Raw genomic sequence first — 16,424 nt, 5'->3', positions numbered from 1 at the left:
TCGAGGGTGGTCTACCCATGTCTGACTCTCCTTCAGGACCTACATAACGGCCCTGCCACTAAGTCTGACGCGCGACACTTCGTGCTGTTCCATGCGGTCTTCACCTTGAATCAGCCGCTGTTCGCAGCTTCCGGGGTTCCGGTGGCCGCGTGGGGATTCATCGCTGCGGGTGCGCAGCTGGCTGCGGCCTTTTACAACCACTGGGCCGGCTGGATCGAGGCAGCGATCGGCAGGAAGCGCGCCCTGCTGCTGGCGATGGGCTGCGGGGCAGCAGGATTCGGGCTCATGGCGGTGCCCCACAGTGTATGCGTCATCAGCGGTTTCGTCCTCGTCGTTATCGGTATGCACGCCCGCGGCCCGATCACCCTGGCGGTGGCGAATCAGGTGATACCGAAAGCACGCCGGGCGACCGTACTCAACATCGCCAGCTCGTTCGGCAGCCTCGTCGGGATCGCCGTCAACCCGATCATCGGCGCAGCAGCCGACGTCAGCGCACGACTGACCGTGGCAGGCATCGCCGCAGTTCTCATCGGCGTCGCCGTGTCCTGGATCCCGGTGGCCAACCGGTATCTCGATGACCGGAGGCCACCTGCCGAACGCGACGACGATGCCGACTGAACCGGCCGGAGGTCAGGCGCCAACCGCCTCGGGAGCGGCACTGCGAGCGCGCACCGCCTCGGGCACGGCGACATGCTCGATGACCGGAAGCGAAGCGACCGGGACATCGGAGACGATGACCTCGCGGGCGGCCGTGCGGCTCTCGCCGATCTTGATGAACACGACACCGGCGAGCAGGAGCACACCACCGACGGCCTGCGCGTAGACCGGCAGCTCGGCGAGCACCAGCCAGGCGATGACGACGGAGAACGGCACCTCGATGAGGTTGACGAAGCTGGCGACCGTCGCGCCGATCATGCGGATGCCGAAGGCGGCGGTGACGTAGGCGCCAGCGGTGACGAGGACAATGAGCGCGATCGCCTGCCACCAGGTGACCGGCACTGAGCCCAGCGACATGGGCGCGGTGGTCAGCTGCTGGGCGCGCGGACCGGCGAAGGCGTAGGCGCCCACGGCGGCAGCGCCGACGAACATCCCGAATCCGACGAGCGCGATCGGCGGAACCGACATCTCAGCCTTGGCCGAGTCGAGGAAGTAACACGCCAGGCAGACGGCTGCGCCCAGGGCCAGCAGCACCGAGCCGAGGTGGAGCTGCGCGCCGCGCGGGTCGAGGATGAAGGCCAGGCCGAACATCGCCAGGCCCATGCCCACGAAGGTGAGCGAGCTGGGGCGGATGCGGCTGCGCAGCCACACCCACACGACGATCATGAGCGGGGCGGTCATCTCCAGCAGCAGCGCGATGGCGACATCGAGGTGCTCGACCGACATGAAGAACAGCAGCTGGACTCCGGCGACGGACACGATCCCGAAGGTGATGACGTCGCGCCAGGTCTGCCAGCGGGCGAACGCGTGCCAGCGGCCGTGCATGGCGATGAGCGTGGGGATGAGGAGGACGAGGCCGGTGCCGAGGACGCGGAGGAACACGACGACCTCCGGGGTCCAGCCGCCGGCATACATGACCTTGCCGATCGGTGCGGCTGCGGCATAGCAGAAGGCGGACAGCAGGATGAGCACAAGGCCTGAGACAGCCTGACGATTCACGGTTTCCCTCCCCACGTGGAACTGAATGGCATGTCATGAGTGTTCGCACTTTGACTCATGACGCACTGACACATCTTCAAGTGAACAGCAGGCAGAGCTCACGAGTCAACGCGACGATGGTCATGACGAGACAGATTTCGCGTGAGCTTGCTCACAGGCCGTATTCGCTACACTGTGGCCAGCATGTCTCTCACCGATGAAAACCGCTCCGTCCTACTCATGCTCGTCGACCTCATCAACTCCGGGCGCAACGACCAGGAGCTGCTGGCCGATGCCGGAGCCATCGAGGAGTTCGCCCGTCGGCACGACTTCTCGGCCCCGATCTCGGCGACGAGCACCGACGTCGAACTGACCCATGCGGTGCGGGAGGACTTCGAGACCGTCTTCGACTCCGATGCGATCGAGGACGTCGTCGCGGCGGTGAACTCGACACTGCTGCGCTGCAACGCACTCCCCCAGCTCGTGCGCCATGACGGCTGGGACTGGCACCTGCACGGCACCGCCCAGACCGCGCCGCTGCCGGACCGCTTCGCCATCGACATCGCCTTCGCGCTCATCGACCTCATCCGCGAGCACGAGCTCTCCCGCCTGCAGGTGTGCGCGGCCGAGGACTGCAACGCCGTGTTCGTCGACTTCTCACGTAACCGCTCGAAGCGCTTCTGCGACACCGGCAACTGCGCCAACCGCACCCACGTGGCCGCGTACCGCAAGCGACAGGAAGAGCAGCCGGCCTGACCTGCACGCCGGCCGCGTGAAAAGCAGGGCACGTTGCTAGTTCAGGTTGCTCTGCTTTAGTCGTAGGCTAAAGAACATGATCGCGATCGGTATCTTCATCGGCATACTCTTCGTCATGGCGGTCGGTGCGGCAATGGCGCTGGCGCTCAGCCCGTGGTGGTGGATCCTCGTCTTAGCCGCCGGACTCCTGCTGCTCGTGGCCATCTACGACGTGGTGCAGTACCGATACGCGGTGCTGCGCAACTTCCCTGTCATCGGCCACGGCCGGTACATGATGGAGACCATCCGCCCGTTGGTCCAGCAGTACTTCGTCGAGCGCAACTACGACGGCAAGCCGTTCGACCGCGATGTCCGCGACCTCATCTACGAACGCGCCAACGGCACGCACTCGGTCAAGTCCTTCGGCACCGAGCTCGAGGTGCGCGCACCGGGTTACGAGTACCTCATCCATGCCGCTCAGCCCGGCCCGATCCCGGAGGGCGAGCACCGGGTGCGCCTCGGTGGACCGCAGTGCAGCCAGCCGTACGACTCCTCGCTGTTCATCATCTCCTCGATGAGCTTCGGCTCTCTGTCGAAGAACGCCGTCATGGCGATGAGCCAGGGAGCGGCCCGCGGCGGGTTCGCTCAGGAGACCGGAGAGGGCGGGCTGACGAAGTACCACCTCGAAAGCGGCGCCGATCTGATCTGGGAGTTCGGCTCGGGGTACTTCAGCTGCCGTGATGCCGAGGGCAATTTCAATCCCGAGCAGTTCGAGGAGAAGGCCTGCCACCCGCATGTCAAGGCGATCTCGGTCAAGCTCTCCCAGGGCGCCAAACCCGGTCTGGGCGGTGTGCTGCCGGCGGAGAAGATCACCCCGGAGATCGCTGAGGCGCGCAGCGTTCCGCTCGACGAGGACTGCATCTCCCCGCCTGCCCATTCAGCGTTCCAGACTCCTCGCGAGCTCATGGAGTTCATCGCCCAGCTGCGCGAGCTCTCCGGGGGCAAGCCGATCGGGTTCAAACTGTGCGTCGGCATGCGCCGTGACGTGCTCGGCATGTGCAAGGCGATGCTGGAGACCGGCATTCTGCCCGACTTCATCGTCATCGACGGCTCCGAGGGCGGCACCGGTGCCGCACCCCTGGAATACGAAGACCACATGGGCACCCCGCTGACCGAGGGCCTGCACGTTGTGCACAACGCCCTCGTCGGCGTCGGGCTGCGCAAGCACATCAAGCTCGGGGTGGCCGGCAAGATCGCTTCAGGCAACGACATCGTCCGCCGGCTCATCCAGGGCGCGGACTTCTGCCTGGCCGCTAGGCCGATGATGATGGCCGTCGGCTGCATCCAGGCGCAGCGCTGCCACACCAACCACTGCCCCACCGGTGTCGCCACGCAGGACCCCAAGCTCGCCCGCTCGCTGCACGTGCCCTCGAAGTCCGAGGCGGTGTACAACTACCACAAGGCCACCGTCGATGAGGCCAAGCAGATGCTCTCGACGCTCGGTGTCGCCCGCCCGGATCAGCTCTCGCCGAAGATGTTGCGCAAGCGCGTCTCCCAGACCGAGGTGATGTCCTACGCGCACGTCTTCAACTGGATGAAGGAAGGCGAGCTGCTCGAGGCGCCACCGCGCGGGTGGCTGGAGGACTGGAACGAGGCCACCGCCGAGTTCTTCGGACCCAACTGGGTCCATCAGGAGGAGGACGAGGGCGAGACCGTCCACCCCGATGTCGAAACGGATGACAAACCCGCCGAATGAAGTGTGACTTAGATCACATTTGCATCCAGACGGCGTCCAGAAAACTTCCAGACTCGTATGTCAGGATGAGGCCATGACTTCAGGACATCTCGAACACGAAGACATTGAGGCCACCCTGCTGGTCGTCGATGATGAGCCCAACATCCGCGAACTCCTGTCCACCAGCCTGCGCTTCGCCGGCTTCGACGTCATCTCCGCCGGCAACGGCGCTGAGGCTCTGCGCCTGGCCGAGCAGAACGAACCGGACCTGCTCGTCCTCGACGTCATGCTTCCGGACATGGACGGCTTCACCGTCACCCGCCGGCTGCGCCAGACCGGCCGGCACATCCCGGTCGTCTTCCTCACCGCCCGTGACGACACCTCCGACAAGATCACCGGCCTGACCGTCGGCGGCGATGACTACGTCACCAAGCCCTTCAGCCTCGAAGAGGTCGTCGCCCGCATCCGCGCGGTGCTGCGCCGCACCCACAGCCTCGAAGAGGACGAGGGCGCAGTCGTGCAGGTCGGTGACCTCGAACTCGACGACGACACCCATGAGGTGCGCCGCGGGGGGATCCTCGTCGACCTCTCGCCCACTGAGTTCAAGCTGCTGCGCTACCTCATGCTCAACGCCAACCGCGTGCTGTCGAAGTCGCAGATCCTCGACCACGTGTGGGAGTACGACTTCGGCGGCGACACCGGCATCGTCGAGTCCTACATCTCCTACCTGCGCCGCAAGATCGACACCGCCCCGGAGACCGACGAAGCCGGCAACCCGGTGCAGGCCGAATGGCGCCCGATGATCCAGACGAAGCGCGGCGTGGGCTACATGCTGCGCACACCTGAGACCAAGTGAGCACCTGACACCTGACCCCCTATCGAGCTGAGAATCGTCACGCCTGTGAATCGTCACCGCAAGAGCAAGCAGACCGTCATCTGGGAAGAATGGTCGCTGACCACCAAGCTGCTGACGATCATGATGACGCTCATGCTGCTCGTGCTCACCGGCACGAGCGCATGGGTGCTCGAGAACATCCGCGCCAGCCTCATCGAGCGCACCGATGAGCGGCTCATCAGCGCCTCGGACGCCTTGGCGATCCAGGCCGCTGAGCAGGTGTTCCTGCCCGCACCCCTGCAGGGCGGGGACCAGGTGCAGTCGAATCCGCAGGAGGAGTCGCTGCGCAATCTGCTGCCCGGCTCCTACTACGTGCAGTTCTACTCCTCCGACGGCAATACCGCCTTCGAGCCGGTCGCCCCGGACCCGACGAACGTGCCGTACCTGCCCGACATCAACCAGTCGCTCGTCAACGAGCGCGCCGGCCACCCCTTCACCGTCGAGGGCACCTCCTCGCATTGGCGGGTGCTCGCACTCCAGGTCAAGGGCACCCCGTGGCTCGTCGCCGTCGCCGTGCCCTTCGACAAGGACGTCGACGACATCAGCGAACGCGCCCGCAACACCATGGTCGGCATCGGCCTGCTCGCCCTGGCACTGGTGGCAGGCGTCGGCTACTTCGCGATCACCAACACCTTCCGGCCGCTGAAGAACATCGAGGAGACCGCCTCGCGGATCGCCGCCGGCGACCTCTCCCAGCGCGTGTCGAAATACCCGCGCAACACTGAGCTCGGCCGGCTCTCAGCAGCGCTCAACACGATGCTCGGCCGCATTGAGGACTCCTTCGACGGCCAGACCCGGTCGGAGAAGCGCATCCGCCAGTTCGTCTCGGATGCCTCCCATGAGCTGCGCACCCCGCTCGTGACGATCCGCGGCTACGCCGAGCTCTACCGGCAGGGCGCACTCAAGGACCCTGAGCACATCGGCCAGGCGATGGACCGCATCGAAGCCGAGGCCAAGCGGATGGGCGTGCTCGTCGAAGACCTCGTCGTCCTCGCCCGCCTCGATGAGCGCCGCGAGGCAGAGCTCGGCCCGGTCAACATCTGTGCGATCGTCCGCGACGCCGCCGCCGATGCCGCCGCCCAGGATCCGGATCGCGACATCAGCTTCATCGGCCTCGACGGCAACGACGCCGATGAGAACATCCCGGTCATCTACGGCTCCGAGGCCAAGCTGCGCCAGGTCATCGTCAACCTCGCCGGCAACGCCGTGCGGCACACGCCACCGCAGACGGCGATCGAGTTCGCCGTCGGCGTCGTCGGAGTGCCCGCCGAGCCTCCCGCTCCCGAGGCGGTGGTCCCGAAGCCCAAGGCGCCCGGTTTCGTCACCGGCCCGGTGCGGATCTTCAAACGCGACAAGACCGACAGGACCGACCCCAAGACCGGGCCGGCCACCGGCAGCACCGCCGCCTCCGAAACCGGAGCCACCGCCTCGGGCACGGCGCAGACAATCGTCCCAGACGTCTCCGCAGCCGGGGGTGTGAGCGTGAGCGAGAAGCTCGCCGGGTTCCCCGCAGGCCGGGTCCGCTTCGAGGTCCGCGACCACGGCGACGGCATCGACGCTGAGGACGTCCCGCGCATCTTCGAGCGGTTCTACCGCCTCGATGCCTCCCGCAACCGCGACACCGGAGGCTCCGGCCTGGGCCTGTCGATCGTCAAGGCGATCGTCGAATCCCACCAGGGCCGGATCACCGTGCACCCCACTCCCGGCGGCGGCGCGACCTTCCGCGTCGACCTGCCGATCCCACTCGACACCCCCGCTGCGTCCGAAGCGCAAGGAAAGGACACTGATGAGCCACACGCCTGAGCACCCCGCCGACGGCTACGAGCGCCCCACCGGACCGGCACAGCCTGGCCGCCACTCCCAGCAGACCCGGCGCACCTTCCCCACCAGCGACGACCCCCTGCGCCCCGCCTCTCCGACGGCTGCCTACGGCTCCCAACCGGGCCAGCAGGCCGGTTCCGGACACGGTTCGGGCCATGGTGCTGACGCCGGCACACCGGCCGGCCGGCCCTTCCCGCCGGCCGCCGAGCCGCAGCCCAGCCAGCCCCCGCGCACATTCCCGCAGCCACCGGCGAGCGCACCGCAGGCACACCAGCCCGGCGCTGGGCTTGGCGCTGGGCACGGTGTTGGGCGCGGAACTGAAACCGGTGCGAACGCGGCCAGCGGGCCGACGGCCGCGGGCAACGCGGTGGGCACTGGTGCGCCGAGCTACGGCTCCGGTGGCGAGCAGACGCCGCCTCCTGGCGGCACCCATGCAGGCGGCAACCACGCTGGCAGCCCTCTTGCCGGCGGTCCTCTAGCCGGCGGTCCCCTCTCCGCCCCGGCTCGCCGGGAGCGACGCGGCCCCGGCTGGGGTGCACTGACTCTGTTCACACTGCTCGCGGTGCTGCTCGGCGGCGCGCTGGGCGCCGGCACCATGTACGGGATGCAGGCTCTCAGCGGGCAGGAGCAGGAGTCCCAGACCGATCCGCAGAACACCCCGCAGCGCACCCAGGAAACCCCCGACTGGGCGGCGATCGCCGACACCGCCTCGAAGTCGGTCGCTGCGATCCGGGTCGGCGTCAACGGGGAGGTGCGCGGACTGGGCTCGGGCTTCGTCTATGACGGCGCCGGCCACATCGTGACGAACAACCACGTCATCGCCGCAGCCGATACGCCCGGCGGCCAGGTCAACGTCGTCTTCAACAACGGCGACACCGTCGAAGCGGACATCGCCGGACGCGACCCCGAGACCGACATCGCCGTGCTCAAGCTGCGGCAGAGCCCCGAAGGCCTGACCCCGCTGCCGCTCGGCGACGACAGCCAGCTGCGCGTCGGCGACCCGGTCATGGCACTGGGCAACCCGCTCGGCCTGGCCGACACCGTCACCACCGGCATCGTCTCCGCCCTCAACCGGCCGGTGACCACGGAGAACATCGGTGAGGACGCCGAGGACCCGCAGGGAGCTCTGACGATCACAAACGCCATCCAGACTGATGCCGCGATCAACCCGGGCAACTCCGGTGGTCCGCTCGTCGACGGCAACGGCAAGCTCATCGGAGTCAACTCATCGGCAGCGACACTGCGCGATTCCCAGCAGAGCGGGCAGGCCGGTTCGATCGGCATCGGGTTCGCCATCCCGGTTGCCCAGGCCAAGAACATCGCCGACCAGCTCATCCAGAACGGCACGGCCGAGCACGCCGCGCTCGGTGTGGCGGTGCAGGACTCGCAGGTCGATCACAACGGGATCGCCCGAGGTGCTGCGAAGGTCACCGAGGTGCAGGGCGGTTCGGCTGCCGAGCAGGCCGGGATCCAAGCCGATGACGAGATCACCGCGGTCAACGGCACCCAGGTGAACAACGCAGTCGCACTGCAGGCGCTCATCCGCTCCCATGCGGTGGGCCAGACAGTCAAGATCACCGTGGTGCGCGGCGGTCAGGAGCAGGAGATCGACACGACGCTGCTGGCGAAATGACAGGCAGTGTCAGGCAGTCAGCTGTGAACAGCAGCTGACACGGTGCACGGCCGGGTGTGGACACGAGACGCTGTCCACACCCGGCCGTCTTCGTGTGGCGGCCGGTGATGCTCTGCCGTGGAATGGGAGACAGCAATTCTCACCACAGGAAAGGAGCCGGGGATGGCTGTCATTCAGGTCGATGCCCAGGAGATCGAAGCCGCTGTCACGCGGACGAGGGAATCATGCACGGTCCTGCACAATGAGGCGGCCAGCCTCATGAGCCACCTGCGCAGTCTGGAGAACTCGTGGCGCGGTGGTGCCGCTGAGAGCTTCCAGCAGCTGGCCGGCGAATGGGAGGTCGTGCAACGGCAGGTGCAGGAGAGCATCGAGAGCATCCGCGACGCACTCTCAGCTGCCGGAGTGCAGTACTCAGAGGTGGAGGAGGCCAACCGCAAGCGGTTCTCGCGCTGACAGTATGCGCCGCCGGTGCGCCGGCAGGCAGCTGGAGGAGACCGGGATGACCCGGCAGATGAATCCGGCTGCAGCGCGCCGGCGGCGCTGCGCCATCCCAGGCCCCCGGAGCCCGCCCAGGGCCTGGCATTCAGGCCGATCCGACTCAAGCTTTTTCCAATTTCACGCAGTAGAGTGAGGGGGAACGCAGAACTGAGCTTGAGCTCGAAGGAGACTCCCTGGGATGAGCATTTTCAAACGCATCAAGATGATCTTCGGCGCCAAGGCCAACTCGGCCCTGGACAAAGCCGAGAATCCCAACGAGACACTGGACTACTCGTACCAGAAGCAGCTCGAGCTGCTGCAGAAGGTGCGCCGCGGTGTCGCCGATGTGGCCACGAGCCGCAAGCGTCTCGAGCTGCAGATCGGTCAGCTGGAGAAGCAGCAGGACAAGCTGCAGTCCCAGGCACAGAAAGCCCTCGAAGTCGGTCGCGAGGATCTCGCGCGTGAGGCGCTGACCCGCAAGTCCGGTCTGCAGCAGCAGATCGGCGACCTGCAGACCCAGCACCAGAACCTGCAGGCCGAGGAGCAGAAGCTCACGACGGCCTCGCAGCGCCTGCAGGCCAAGGTCGACTCCTTCCGCACCCGCAAGGAGACTCTCAAGGCCAACTACAACGCAGCAGAAGCCCAGACCAAGATCAGCGAGGCATACTCGGGAATCTCCGAGGAGTTCGGCGATGTCGGTCTGGCGATCCAGCGCGCGGAGGACAAGACCGCGCAGCTGCAGGCTCGCGCCGGCGCGATGGACGAACTGCTGGCCTCCGGTGCGCTCGACGATCCGACCGGCGCCCCGCATGACGACATCGACGCCCAGCTCAACGCGCTCTCCAGCGACAGCGATGTCGAAATGGAACTCGCCCGTCTGCGCGAGGGTCTGCCCAGCGGTCAGTCGAACCGCCCGGAGATCACCCGCCAAGCCCCTGTCGACGCAGAGACCGCCGACTCGCAGGCCTCGGCTGAGAATCCCCGGCAGGAGGGCTGATCATGATCGTGCGCATCATGGGCGAAGGCCAGTTCGACGTCGCCGATGTCGAACAGGATGCCCTCCAGGCTTACGACGACAAGGTCGAGCTGGCCGTTCAGTCCGGTGATGAGGAGCAGACGAGCGCCGCGCTCCACGACCTGCGCTCGTACATCCTCTCCCACGGCACTCCCGTGGCAGATGACTTCCTCGGCACCTCCGACATCGTCGTCCCGTTCGCTGATGCGAGCATCGACGAGATCCGTCAGTTGGTCGACGGTTCTGGCCTGATCCCAGACCTAGACTCCCTCGGCCCTCAGGGCTGAGCAGGACCAGCCGTCGGCACAGCAGCAAGGCAGAAGGACTATGAAGAACCGTTTCGTCAAAGACCACGGGCTGACATTCCGGATGAGCACGGCCATGTTCCTCAATGGCCTCATCTTCGTGCTGCTCATGGTGGCGATCTGGTACATCCTGGGTCGCAGTTCCGGCGGAGTCGTCATCGCGGTGATCGTCAGCGCTGGCGCCTTCTTCTTCCAGTGGTACTTCTCCGACTCGATTGCGTTGAAAGCGATGGGCGCCCGGGTCGTCACACCCGAACAGGCACCCGAACTGCATGTCATCGTCGACCGGCTGTGCCAGCTGTCGGACACCGTCAAACCGCGGGTGGCGTACTCCGATTCACCGGTGCCCAACGCCTTTGCCACCGGTCGGTCGCCGAAACATTCAGTCGTCTGCGTCACCCGCGGCCTTCTCGACACCCTAGAGCCCAAGGAAGTCGAGCTCGTCCTGGCGCATGAGCTCTCCCACGTCGCCCACCGCGATGTCACCGTCATGACGGTTGCCGGTGTTACCGGCGTCGTCGCCTCGCTCATGGTGCGCGCAGGCTTCTACACCGGTGGGCGCAGCCGCAACAACAACGGTCTGCCGGTGATGCTGGCGATGATGATCGTCGGTGCTGTCGTCTACGCACTCAGCTTCGTGCTCATCCGAGTGCTCTCCCGCTACCGGGAGCTGGCCGCTGACCGTGCTGCCGCGATCCTCACCGGCCAGCCATCGACACTCGCCTCGGCTCTGGTGAAGATCAGCGGTCAGATGACGCAGATCCCCTCGCAGGATCTGCGCAAGACCGCCAGCGCCAATCACCTCGCCCTCGTCCCGGCCATCAACGGCCGCGACGTCCGCCAGTGGTTCTCCACCCATCCGACCCTCGAGAAGCGCCTGGAGCAGCTGAACAAGATCTCCGGACAGCTCTCCCAGCCGTCATGACCTCACCGCTTGTTCCGCACCTGGGCCTGGACTCGTAAACTGAGACCATGGGATTCCTCGACGCGATTCTGGGCCGCAGCAAGCCGAAGCGAGCCAACCTCGATGACCTGTTCGCGCTGCCGAATGTGGCGCTGACCCTGCAGTCGTCCTCGACATTCGCGCCCACCGGCGTCGGTGCCGTTTGCTTTCGCGAAGTCGAAGGCCGCGCCTTTGCCGAAGCTGAGCAGGAAAGCCGTGAGCTCATCGCCAAGGATCCCGACTGCGACGTCGAGCAGGTCAACGACGGTTACGGCTTCACCTGGCAAGTCATCAGCGACGCCCAGGCGAACATCTCGAATCTGGCGACGAACATGCACGCGATCAACTCAGCGTTGGTCAACCAGGGCTTCGACACGATGCTGCTGTGCACCGCGCTGTATTTCCGTGACGCTGAGGGACGTGGGGCCGCGATCGTCTACCTGTACAAGCGCGGCACCTTCTACCCCTTCGTACAGGTCGGTCAGCATCGGCGGGACAACGCCCTGGAAATCCAACTCAAAGGTCTGCTCGAGGGCGAGGTTCCACTTGAGGAGGATCTGACGAAGTGGTCGCCGCTGTGGGATGCCCCGGGCATGGACCGGATGGCTGGTCCAGAGCTGCCCCGCTGATGAGGGCCCGAGTGCAGTCCGTGCAGACTCGACGTTCTTTGAGTCTGCACGCACCATCACGAACCGGACGCCGACGCTACCGGACGGTCAGCTGACGATTGGTGGCTCCGGAGCCTGGGCGACGGTGAACTCGACGCCGGCAGCGGGGACGGCGACGACGTCGCCGGTGACGATCTTGGCGCTGCGACGCGTATCGACTTCGCCGTTGACGAGGACATCGCCGGCAGCGATCATGTCCTTGGCCATGACCCCGTGCTCGGCAACGCCGTGGAGTTTGAGCAGCTGACCGAGGCGGATATCGCCTGAGCGGATCTCGATCGCCTCCACGGATCAGAATCCGCCGAAGAAGTCGCCGAACCCGCCCCCGTCGCCGAGGCCGCCACCATCGAAGCCACCACCGTCGAAGCCGCCGGCATCGCCGCCGTCCATCCCGCTGGCGTCAGCATTCATTCCGTCGTTGAAGCCGTCAGCATAGGAGCCGTCCCAGCCGTGGCCGAAACCGTTGAAGAGCATCGCGCCCATCAGGACACCGGGCAGCAGACCGGAGCCAGCGTAGGAGTTGAAGTAGCCGCGGTTGTATTCGGCGTAGCTCGGGCCGGCCTCCCAGTAGGCGCGGCGGCCCAGCCCGTCAGCAGTGGCAACCTTGCGCACGGCCGGTTCAGCACCGACGGCGATGCGCTCAGCGTCGGCGGCGCACACAGGCACCGGACGCGGCTGGCCGCCGACGGGAGCCCAGTCGATCTCCTCAGCCGAGGGGCCGTGCTGCGGGTTGAAGAAGCACGGCGGGCGGCGGGTCGGGAGCGGCTCGCCGTTGACGCGGGCGCGGACGCACTTGGCGGCGTAGCGGCCGTCTTCAAGCGCTTCGGTCACGTGCCGGATGTCTTCGGGCTTCTGCACACGATCCAGGGTTTCCTTGGCGGTGTCATAGGCGTCGAGTGCGCGCTGGTAGTCCTGGCGGCCGCCCTCGTCGAGGTCAGCGCCGGAGGTGACGATGTCGAGATCAGCGACTTCCTCTCCGAAAGACGTGACGTCCTCGGCTGCCGACTGGGTGACGAAGCTGAGCTCTTCTGCCTGCTGCTCCTGCTCGCGGAGCTTCTGGCGCCGGGAGCCGAAGAACATAAGTGAGCCGACGATGATGAGCAAACCGAGAAAGACGTATCCCATGCCCCGTCCGATCCTTCTTCCATCACGAGTGCAGCTGACTGCCCCATTATCACCGGCGAACCTTAGTGCACTCTGAGGAGCAGGCGTGAGTACGGCGCCCCGGGGTCAGCTCACAGGCCCGCCAGCCCCTTGACGAGGGTGGCAGCACCGCCGGCCAGTGCGATGGTGATCATGCCGATACGCGCGACTCTGACCGGGATGCGCTCGGCGGTCAGCTCGCCGATGATCTGACCGGCGGCCAGTGCGGCGAGGACCATGAGCCACTGACTTAGCCCGAGGTGCGGAATCGCGTTGCGGTCGAATGCGACCTTGGCGGTGATCGACATCACCGAGGCGATGGCCAGCAGCGGCTGCATCGTGGCAGCGAAGCTGCGCTGCTCCCAGCGGGTGAGGACCGCGTAGGTGCTGAAGGCCGGCCCGCCGACACCGGCGGCGGCGTTCATGAGGCCGGCGGCCACGCCGGAGGTGGCGATGCCGGCCGGCGTGACCGGCAGGACCTTGCCGACGCGGCCGATGACGATCGAGGTGGCCAGCGCGACGACGACGATCGCACCGATGAGGGTCTGCAGCGGAGCGGTCGGCATGACGGACGCCAGCCACGCGCCGGGGATGGTGGCGATGACCGAGGACACAGCGAGGATCTTCAGCGTCTTCCAATGCACCTCGCGCCAGGTGCGGGCGAAGATGATCGCGCAGGAGATGAAGCCGACGATGTTGACGAGCACGACCCCGGACAGCGGGTCGAGCAGCAGCACGAGGAACGGACCGGAGACGAGGGCGAATCCCATCCCCGTCACACGCTGGGACAGTGCGCCGATGAAGACGGCGAGCAGGATGAAGGTGATGACGGGCATGATGAGCTCAGCTTAGCGCTTCATCAGCGCAGCAGCGGGCGGTGCGATGCCAGCTGGGATGCGGTCCGATGCGGCCCGGCGCGGCCGACGCGACGTGCGTTGCGCTGCAAGTCAGGGCGCTGACAGGGGTGGGGTGAATGGCAGCAGGCGGGGTGGAGGAGTCAGACTCCTCCACCCCGCCTGGCCGGGTGCTGACGAGCCGGCTACCAGGCCGGCCGTTCAGTTCTCAGCGGCTCAGAAGCCCATGCCGCCCATGTCCGGTTCGCCACCGGGCATCGCCGGAGCCTTCTCCGGCTTGTCGGCGATGACGGCCTCGGTGGTGAGGAACAGACCGGCGATCGAGGCGGCGTTCTGCAGTGCAGAGCGGGTCACCTTGACCGGGTCGTTGATGCCGGCAGCCATGAGGTCCTCGTACTCGCCGGTGGCGGCGTTGAGGCCGTGTCCCGGTTCGAGGTTGCGGACCTTCTCGGCCACCACACCGGGCTCGAGGCCGGCGTTCGTGGCGATCTGCTTGAGCGGAGCGTCGATGGCGACCTTGACGATCGCAGCACCGGTGGCTTCGTCTCCGTCGAGCTGCAGCTTCTCGAAAGCGGTCTTGCCGGCCTGGATGAGTGCCACGCCGCCACCGGCGACGATGCCCTCGTCGACTGCGGCCTTGGCGTTGCGCACAGCATCCTCGATGCGGTGCTTGCGCTCCTTGAGCTCGACCTCGGTCGCAGCTCCGGCCTTGATGACTGCCACGCCGCCGGCCAGCTTGGCCAGGCGCTCCTGCAGCTTCTCGCGGTCGTAATCCGAATCGGAGTTCTCGATCTCCGTGCGGATCTGCTGCACGCGGCCCTGGATCTCGTCGGCGTCACCGGCACCTTCGACGATGGTGGTCTCGTCCTTGGTGACAACGACCTTGCGGGCGGTGCCCAGCAGGTCGAGGGTGGCGTTCTCGAGCTTGAGGCCGACCTCTTCGGCGATGACCTGGCCACCGGTGAGGATGGCGATGTCGGCCAGCTGCGCCTTGCGGCGGTCGCCGAAGCCCGGTGCCTTGACGGCCACGGACTTGAAGGTGCCGCGGATCTTGTTCACCACGAGCACAGCCAGGGCTTCGCCCTCGACGTCCTCGGCGATGATGAGCAGCGGCTTGCCCGACTGCTGGATCTTCTCCAGCACCGGCAGCAGATCCTTGACGTTCGAGATCTTCGAGTTGACGATGAGGATGTAGGGATCCTCCAGCACCGTCTCCTGACGCTCGGCGTCGGTGACGAAGTACCCGGAGATGTAGCCCTTGTCGAAGCGCATGCCCTCGGTGAGCTCGAGCTCCAGGCCGAAGGTGTTCGACTCCTCGACGGTGACGACGCCTTCCTTGCCGACCTTGTCGATCGCCTCGGCGATGAGCTCGCCGATGGCCGGGTCGCCTGCCGAGATGCCAGCGGTCGCAGCGATCTGCTCCTTGGTCTCGACGTCCTTGGCGGTCTCGAGCAGCACATCGGAGACGGCTGCAACAGCCTTCTCGATGCCGCGCTTGAGGCTGAGCGGGTCAGCACCGGCGGCCACGTTGCGCAGTCCCTCGCGGACGAGAGCCTGGGCCAGGACGGTGGCGGTGGTGGTGCCGTCGCCGGCGACGTCGTCAGTCTTCTTCGCGACTTCCTTGACGAGCTCGGCGCCGATCTTCTCGTACGGATCCTCGAGTTCGATCTCCTTGGCGATGGAGACACCGTCATTGGTGATGGTCGGTGCGCCCCACTTCTTTTCGAGCACGACGTTGCGGCCGCGCGGCCCCAGGGTCACCTTGACCGCATCGGCCAGGGTGTTGAGTCCGGTTTCGAGTCCGCGGCGTGCATCTTCATCGAATGAGATGAGCTTTGCCATATGGCTGGTCCTCCCTGAACGGAGTGGCATGTCTTCCCGGTCCTGAGCGCCCGCGACGGCAGAGCCGGTTCTGCTGATTCCCTTCCACAGCAGCCTGTCTCACTTCTCGGGGCCGAGATTTACCAGTACTAGATTTAGCACTCTCAGGTCGAGAGTGCAAAACTGCACCCACACCTCGGGAACGGTGCAGGCGCAGGGAGTCCGGACATGAGAAGAGCCGGGGGCAACCCGGCTCTTCTGGTGATCGGCGGACAGCGCCGGTCGACAGTGCTCAGAGCACCGTGACCGATTCTGCCTGCGGGCCCTTGCCGCCTTCGCCAACCGTGAACTGGACCTGCTGGCCTTCTTCAAGCGAGCGGTATCCGTCCATCTCGATCGCGGTCCAATGGACGAAGACGTCCTGGTCTCCGCCTTCCACGGTGATGAAGCCGTAGCCCTTCTCAGCGTTGAACCACTTGACCGTGCCTTGCGTCATTTCTACTCCATATCATGCGTACTGCAGCGGGGCACCCATCCAAGGAACTCCGTTGTTCGCGCCGGGCACGCAGCTGCCATCGTGCGACAGCAGCGCGATCGACGCGGGTCACTGTATGCCCGGAAGACTGTCGGTTACGGCAAGTTTCCTTGTATCTCATACATTGCCGCCAGCCTATGCCACGGGTGGCGTTCCCTGCAAACACCGCAGCAGAGTCACGCGTTTCCGATCGAATGCGGAATCAGAGT

General features: G+C 66.2%; 17 protein-coding genes. 11 read left to right on the top strand and 6 right to left on the bottom strand.

The window, feature by feature from the left end; genetic code table 11:
* Positions 1-105: 105 nt before the first annotated feature.
* Positions 106-618, top strand: coding sequence for an MFS transporter (locus tag H9634_RS09840; protein WP_225210791.1), 513 nt, complete (start codon positions 106-108; stop codon positions 616-618).
* Positions 619-630: 12 nt separating this feature from the next.
* Here the strand turns inward: H9634_RS09840 and H9634_RS14910 are convergent, their stop codons facing one another.
* Positions 631-1,656: an EamA family transporter gene (locus H9634_RS14910; RefSeq protein ID WP_318245065.1), complete on the bottom strand. Its 1,026-nt coding sequence runs from the start codon at positions 1,654-1,656 to the stop codon at positions 631-633.
* A gap of 183 nt (positions 1,657-1,839) precedes the next feature.
* On the opposite strand from H9634_RS14910, the gene H9634_RS09830 reads away from it, so the two are divergent.
* From H9634_RS09830 to pspAB, 10 genes are all read left to right on the top strand, one after another.
* On the top strand, positions 1,840-2,391 hold the full coding sequence (locus H9634_RS09830; protein ID WP_191726481.1) for a CGNR zinc finger domain-containing protein: 552 nt from the start codon (positions 1,840-1,842) through the stop codon (positions 2,389-2,391).
* 76 nt (positions 2,392-2,467) lie between these two features.
* The gene (locus tag H9634_RS09825; protein ID WP_191726480.1) at positions 2,468-4,126 is read left to right on the top strand and encodes an FMN-binding glutamate synthase family protein; all 1,659 of its coding nucleotides are present in this window, start codon (positions 2,468-2,470) and stop codon (positions 4,124-4,126) included.
* Between the two features lie 73 nt (positions 4,127-4,199).
* Positions 4,200-4,961, top strand: a complete 762-nt coding sequence (locus H9634_RS09820) for a response regulator transcription factor (RefSeq protein ID WP_175293912.1) — start codon at positions 4,200-4,202, stop codon at positions 4,959-4,961.
* 45 nt (positions 4,962-5,006) lie between these two features.
* On the top strand, positions 5,007-6,803 hold the full coding sequence (locus tag H9634_RS14905) for a sensor histidine kinase (protein WP_404801684.1): 1,797 nt from the start codon (positions 5,007-5,009) through the stop codon (positions 6,801-6,803).
* A complete protein-coding gene (locus tag H9634_RS09810) occupies positions 6,787-8,454 on the top strand; it encodes a trypsin-like peptidase domain-containing protein (RefSeq protein ID WP_191726479.1) in 1,668 nt (555 codons plus the stop codon). The genes H9634_RS14905 and H9634_RS09810 overlap by 17 nt, the downstream gene beginning before the upstream one ends.
* A gap of 162 nt (positions 8,455-8,616) precedes the next feature.
* A complete protein-coding gene (locus tag H9634_RS09805) occupies positions 8,617-8,907 on the top strand; it encodes a WXG100 family type VII secretion target (RefSeq protein WP_191726478.1) in 291 nt (96 codons plus the stop codon).
* Between the two features lie 223 nt (positions 8,908-9,130).
* Positions 9,131-9,928: a PspA/IM30 family protein gene (locus H9634_RS09800; RefSeq protein ID WP_191726477.1), complete on the top strand. Its 798-nt coding sequence runs from the start codon at positions 9,131-9,133 to the stop codon at positions 9,926-9,928.
* Positions 9,929-9,930: 2 nt separating this feature from the next.
* Positions 9,931-10,233 (top strand): PspA-associated protein PspAA, encoded by a 303-nt coding sequence (gene pspAA / locus H9634_RS09795; RefSeq protein WP_191726476.1) that lies wholly within the window; start codon positions 9,931-9,933, stop codon positions 10,231-10,233.
* Between the two features lie 40 nt (positions 10,234-10,273).
* The gene (gene htpX / locus H9634_RS09790; protein WP_191726475.1) at positions 10,274-11,176 is read left to right on the top strand and encodes a zinc metalloprotease HtpX; all 903 of its coding nucleotides are present in this window, start codon (positions 10,274-10,276) and stop codon (positions 11,174-11,176) included.
* A gap of 47 nt (positions 11,177-11,223) precedes the next feature.
* Positions 11,224-11,823, top strand: a complete 600-nt coding sequence (gene pspAB / locus H9634_RS09785; protein WP_191726474.1) for a PspA-associated protein PspAB — start codon at positions 11,224-11,226, stop codon at positions 11,821-11,823.
* Between the two features lie 87 nt (positions 11,824-11,910).
* On the opposite strand, the gene H9634_RS09780 is transcribed toward pspAB, so the two are convergent.
* The 5 genes from H9634_RS09780 to H9634_RS09760 all read right to left on the bottom strand — a co-directional run bounded on the left by H9634_RS09780 (position 11,911) and on the right by H9634_RS09760 (position 16,176).
* A complete protein-coding gene (locus H9634_RS09780) occupies positions 11,911-12,150 on the bottom strand; it encodes an RNA-binding S4 domain-containing protein (RefSeq protein ID WP_191726473.1) in 240 nt (79 codons plus the stop codon).
* Between the two features lie 3 nt (positions 12,151-12,153).
* On the bottom strand, positions 12,154-12,987 hold the full coding sequence (locus tag H9634_RS09775; RefSeq protein ID WP_191726472.1) for a hypothetical protein: 834 nt from the start codon (positions 12,985-12,987) through the stop codon (positions 12,154-12,156).
* Positions 12,988-13,097: 110 nt separating this feature from the next.
* Positions 13,098-13,841, bottom strand: coding sequence for a sulfite exporter TauE/SafE family protein (locus H9634_RS09770; protein WP_225210790.1), 744 nt, complete (start codon positions 13,839-13,841; stop codon positions 13,098-13,100).
* Between the two features lie 234 nt (positions 13,842-14,075).
* Entirely contained in the window at positions 14,076-15,701 is a 1,626-nt protein-coding gene (gene groL, locus H9634_RS09765; protein ID WP_191726471.1) for a chaperonin GroEL, read from the bottom strand.
* A gap of 271 nt (positions 15,702-15,972) precedes the next feature.
* A complete protein-coding gene (locus H9634_RS09760; RefSeq protein WP_191726470.1) occupies positions 15,973-16,176 on the bottom strand; it encodes a cold-shock protein in 204 nt (67 codons plus the stop codon).
* Positions 16,177-16,424: the final 248 nt, after the last annotated feature.

The organism is Brevibacterium gallinarum (assembly GCF_014836885.1).
In the GTDB taxonomy this organism is placed as follows: domain Bacteria; phylum Actinomycetota; class Actinomycetes; order Actinomycetales; family Brevibacteriaceae; genus Brevibacterium; species Brevibacterium gallinarum.
Note: the sequence above shows the minus strand (reverse complement) of the source record. Positions and strands in the feature narration are given on the sequence as shown.

Coding starts and splice junctions, on each gene's coding strand:
- H9634_RS09830 (WP_191726481.1), top strand. CDS start 1,840: ATGTCTCTCACCGATGAAAACCGCTCCGTCCTACTCATGCTCGTCGAC.
- H9634_RS09825 (WP_191726480.1), top strand. CDS start 2,468: ATGATCGCGATCGGTATCTTCATCGGCATACTCTTCGTCATGGCGGTC.
- H9634_RS09820 (WP_175293912.1), top strand. CDS start 4,200: ATGACTTCAGGACATCTCGAACACGAAGACATTGAGGCCACCCTGCTG.
- H9634_RS09810 (WP_191726479.1), top strand. CDS start 6,787: ATGAGCCACACGCCTGAGCACCCCGCCGACGGCTACGAGCGCCCCACC.
- H9634_RS09805 (WP_191726478.1), top strand. CDS start 8,617: ATGGCTGTCATTCAGGTCGATGCCCAGGAGATCGAAGCCGCTGTCACG.
- H9634_RS09800 (WP_191726477.1), top strand. CDS start 9,131: ATGAGCATTTTCAAACGCATCAAGATGATCTTCGGCGCCAAGGCCAAC.
- pspAA (WP_191726476.1), top strand. CDS start 9,931: ATGATCGTGCGCATCATGGGCGAAGGCCAGTTCGACGTCGCCGATGTC.
- htpX (WP_191726475.1), top strand. CDS start 10,274: ATGAAGAACCGTTTCGTCAAAGACCACGGGCTGACATTCCGGATGAGC.
- pspAB (WP_191726474.1), top strand. CDS start 11,224: ATGGGATTCCTCGACGCGATTCTGGGCCGCAGCAAGCCGAAGCGAGCC.
- H9634_RS09775 (WP_191726472.1), bottom strand. CDS start 12,987: ATGGGATACGTCTTTCTCGGTTTGCTCATCATCGTCGGCTCACTTATG.
- H9634_RS09770 (WP_225210790.1), bottom strand. CDS start 13,841: ATGCCCGTCATCACCTTCATCCTGCTCGCCGTCTTCATCGGCGCACTG.
- groL (WP_191726471.1), bottom strand. CDS start 15,701: ATGGCAAAGCTCATCTCATTCGATGAAGATGCACGCCGCGGACTCGAA.
- H9634_RS09760 (WP_191726470.1), bottom strand. CDS start 16,176: ATGACGCAAGGCACGGTCAAGTGGTTCAACGCTGAGAAGGGCTACGGC.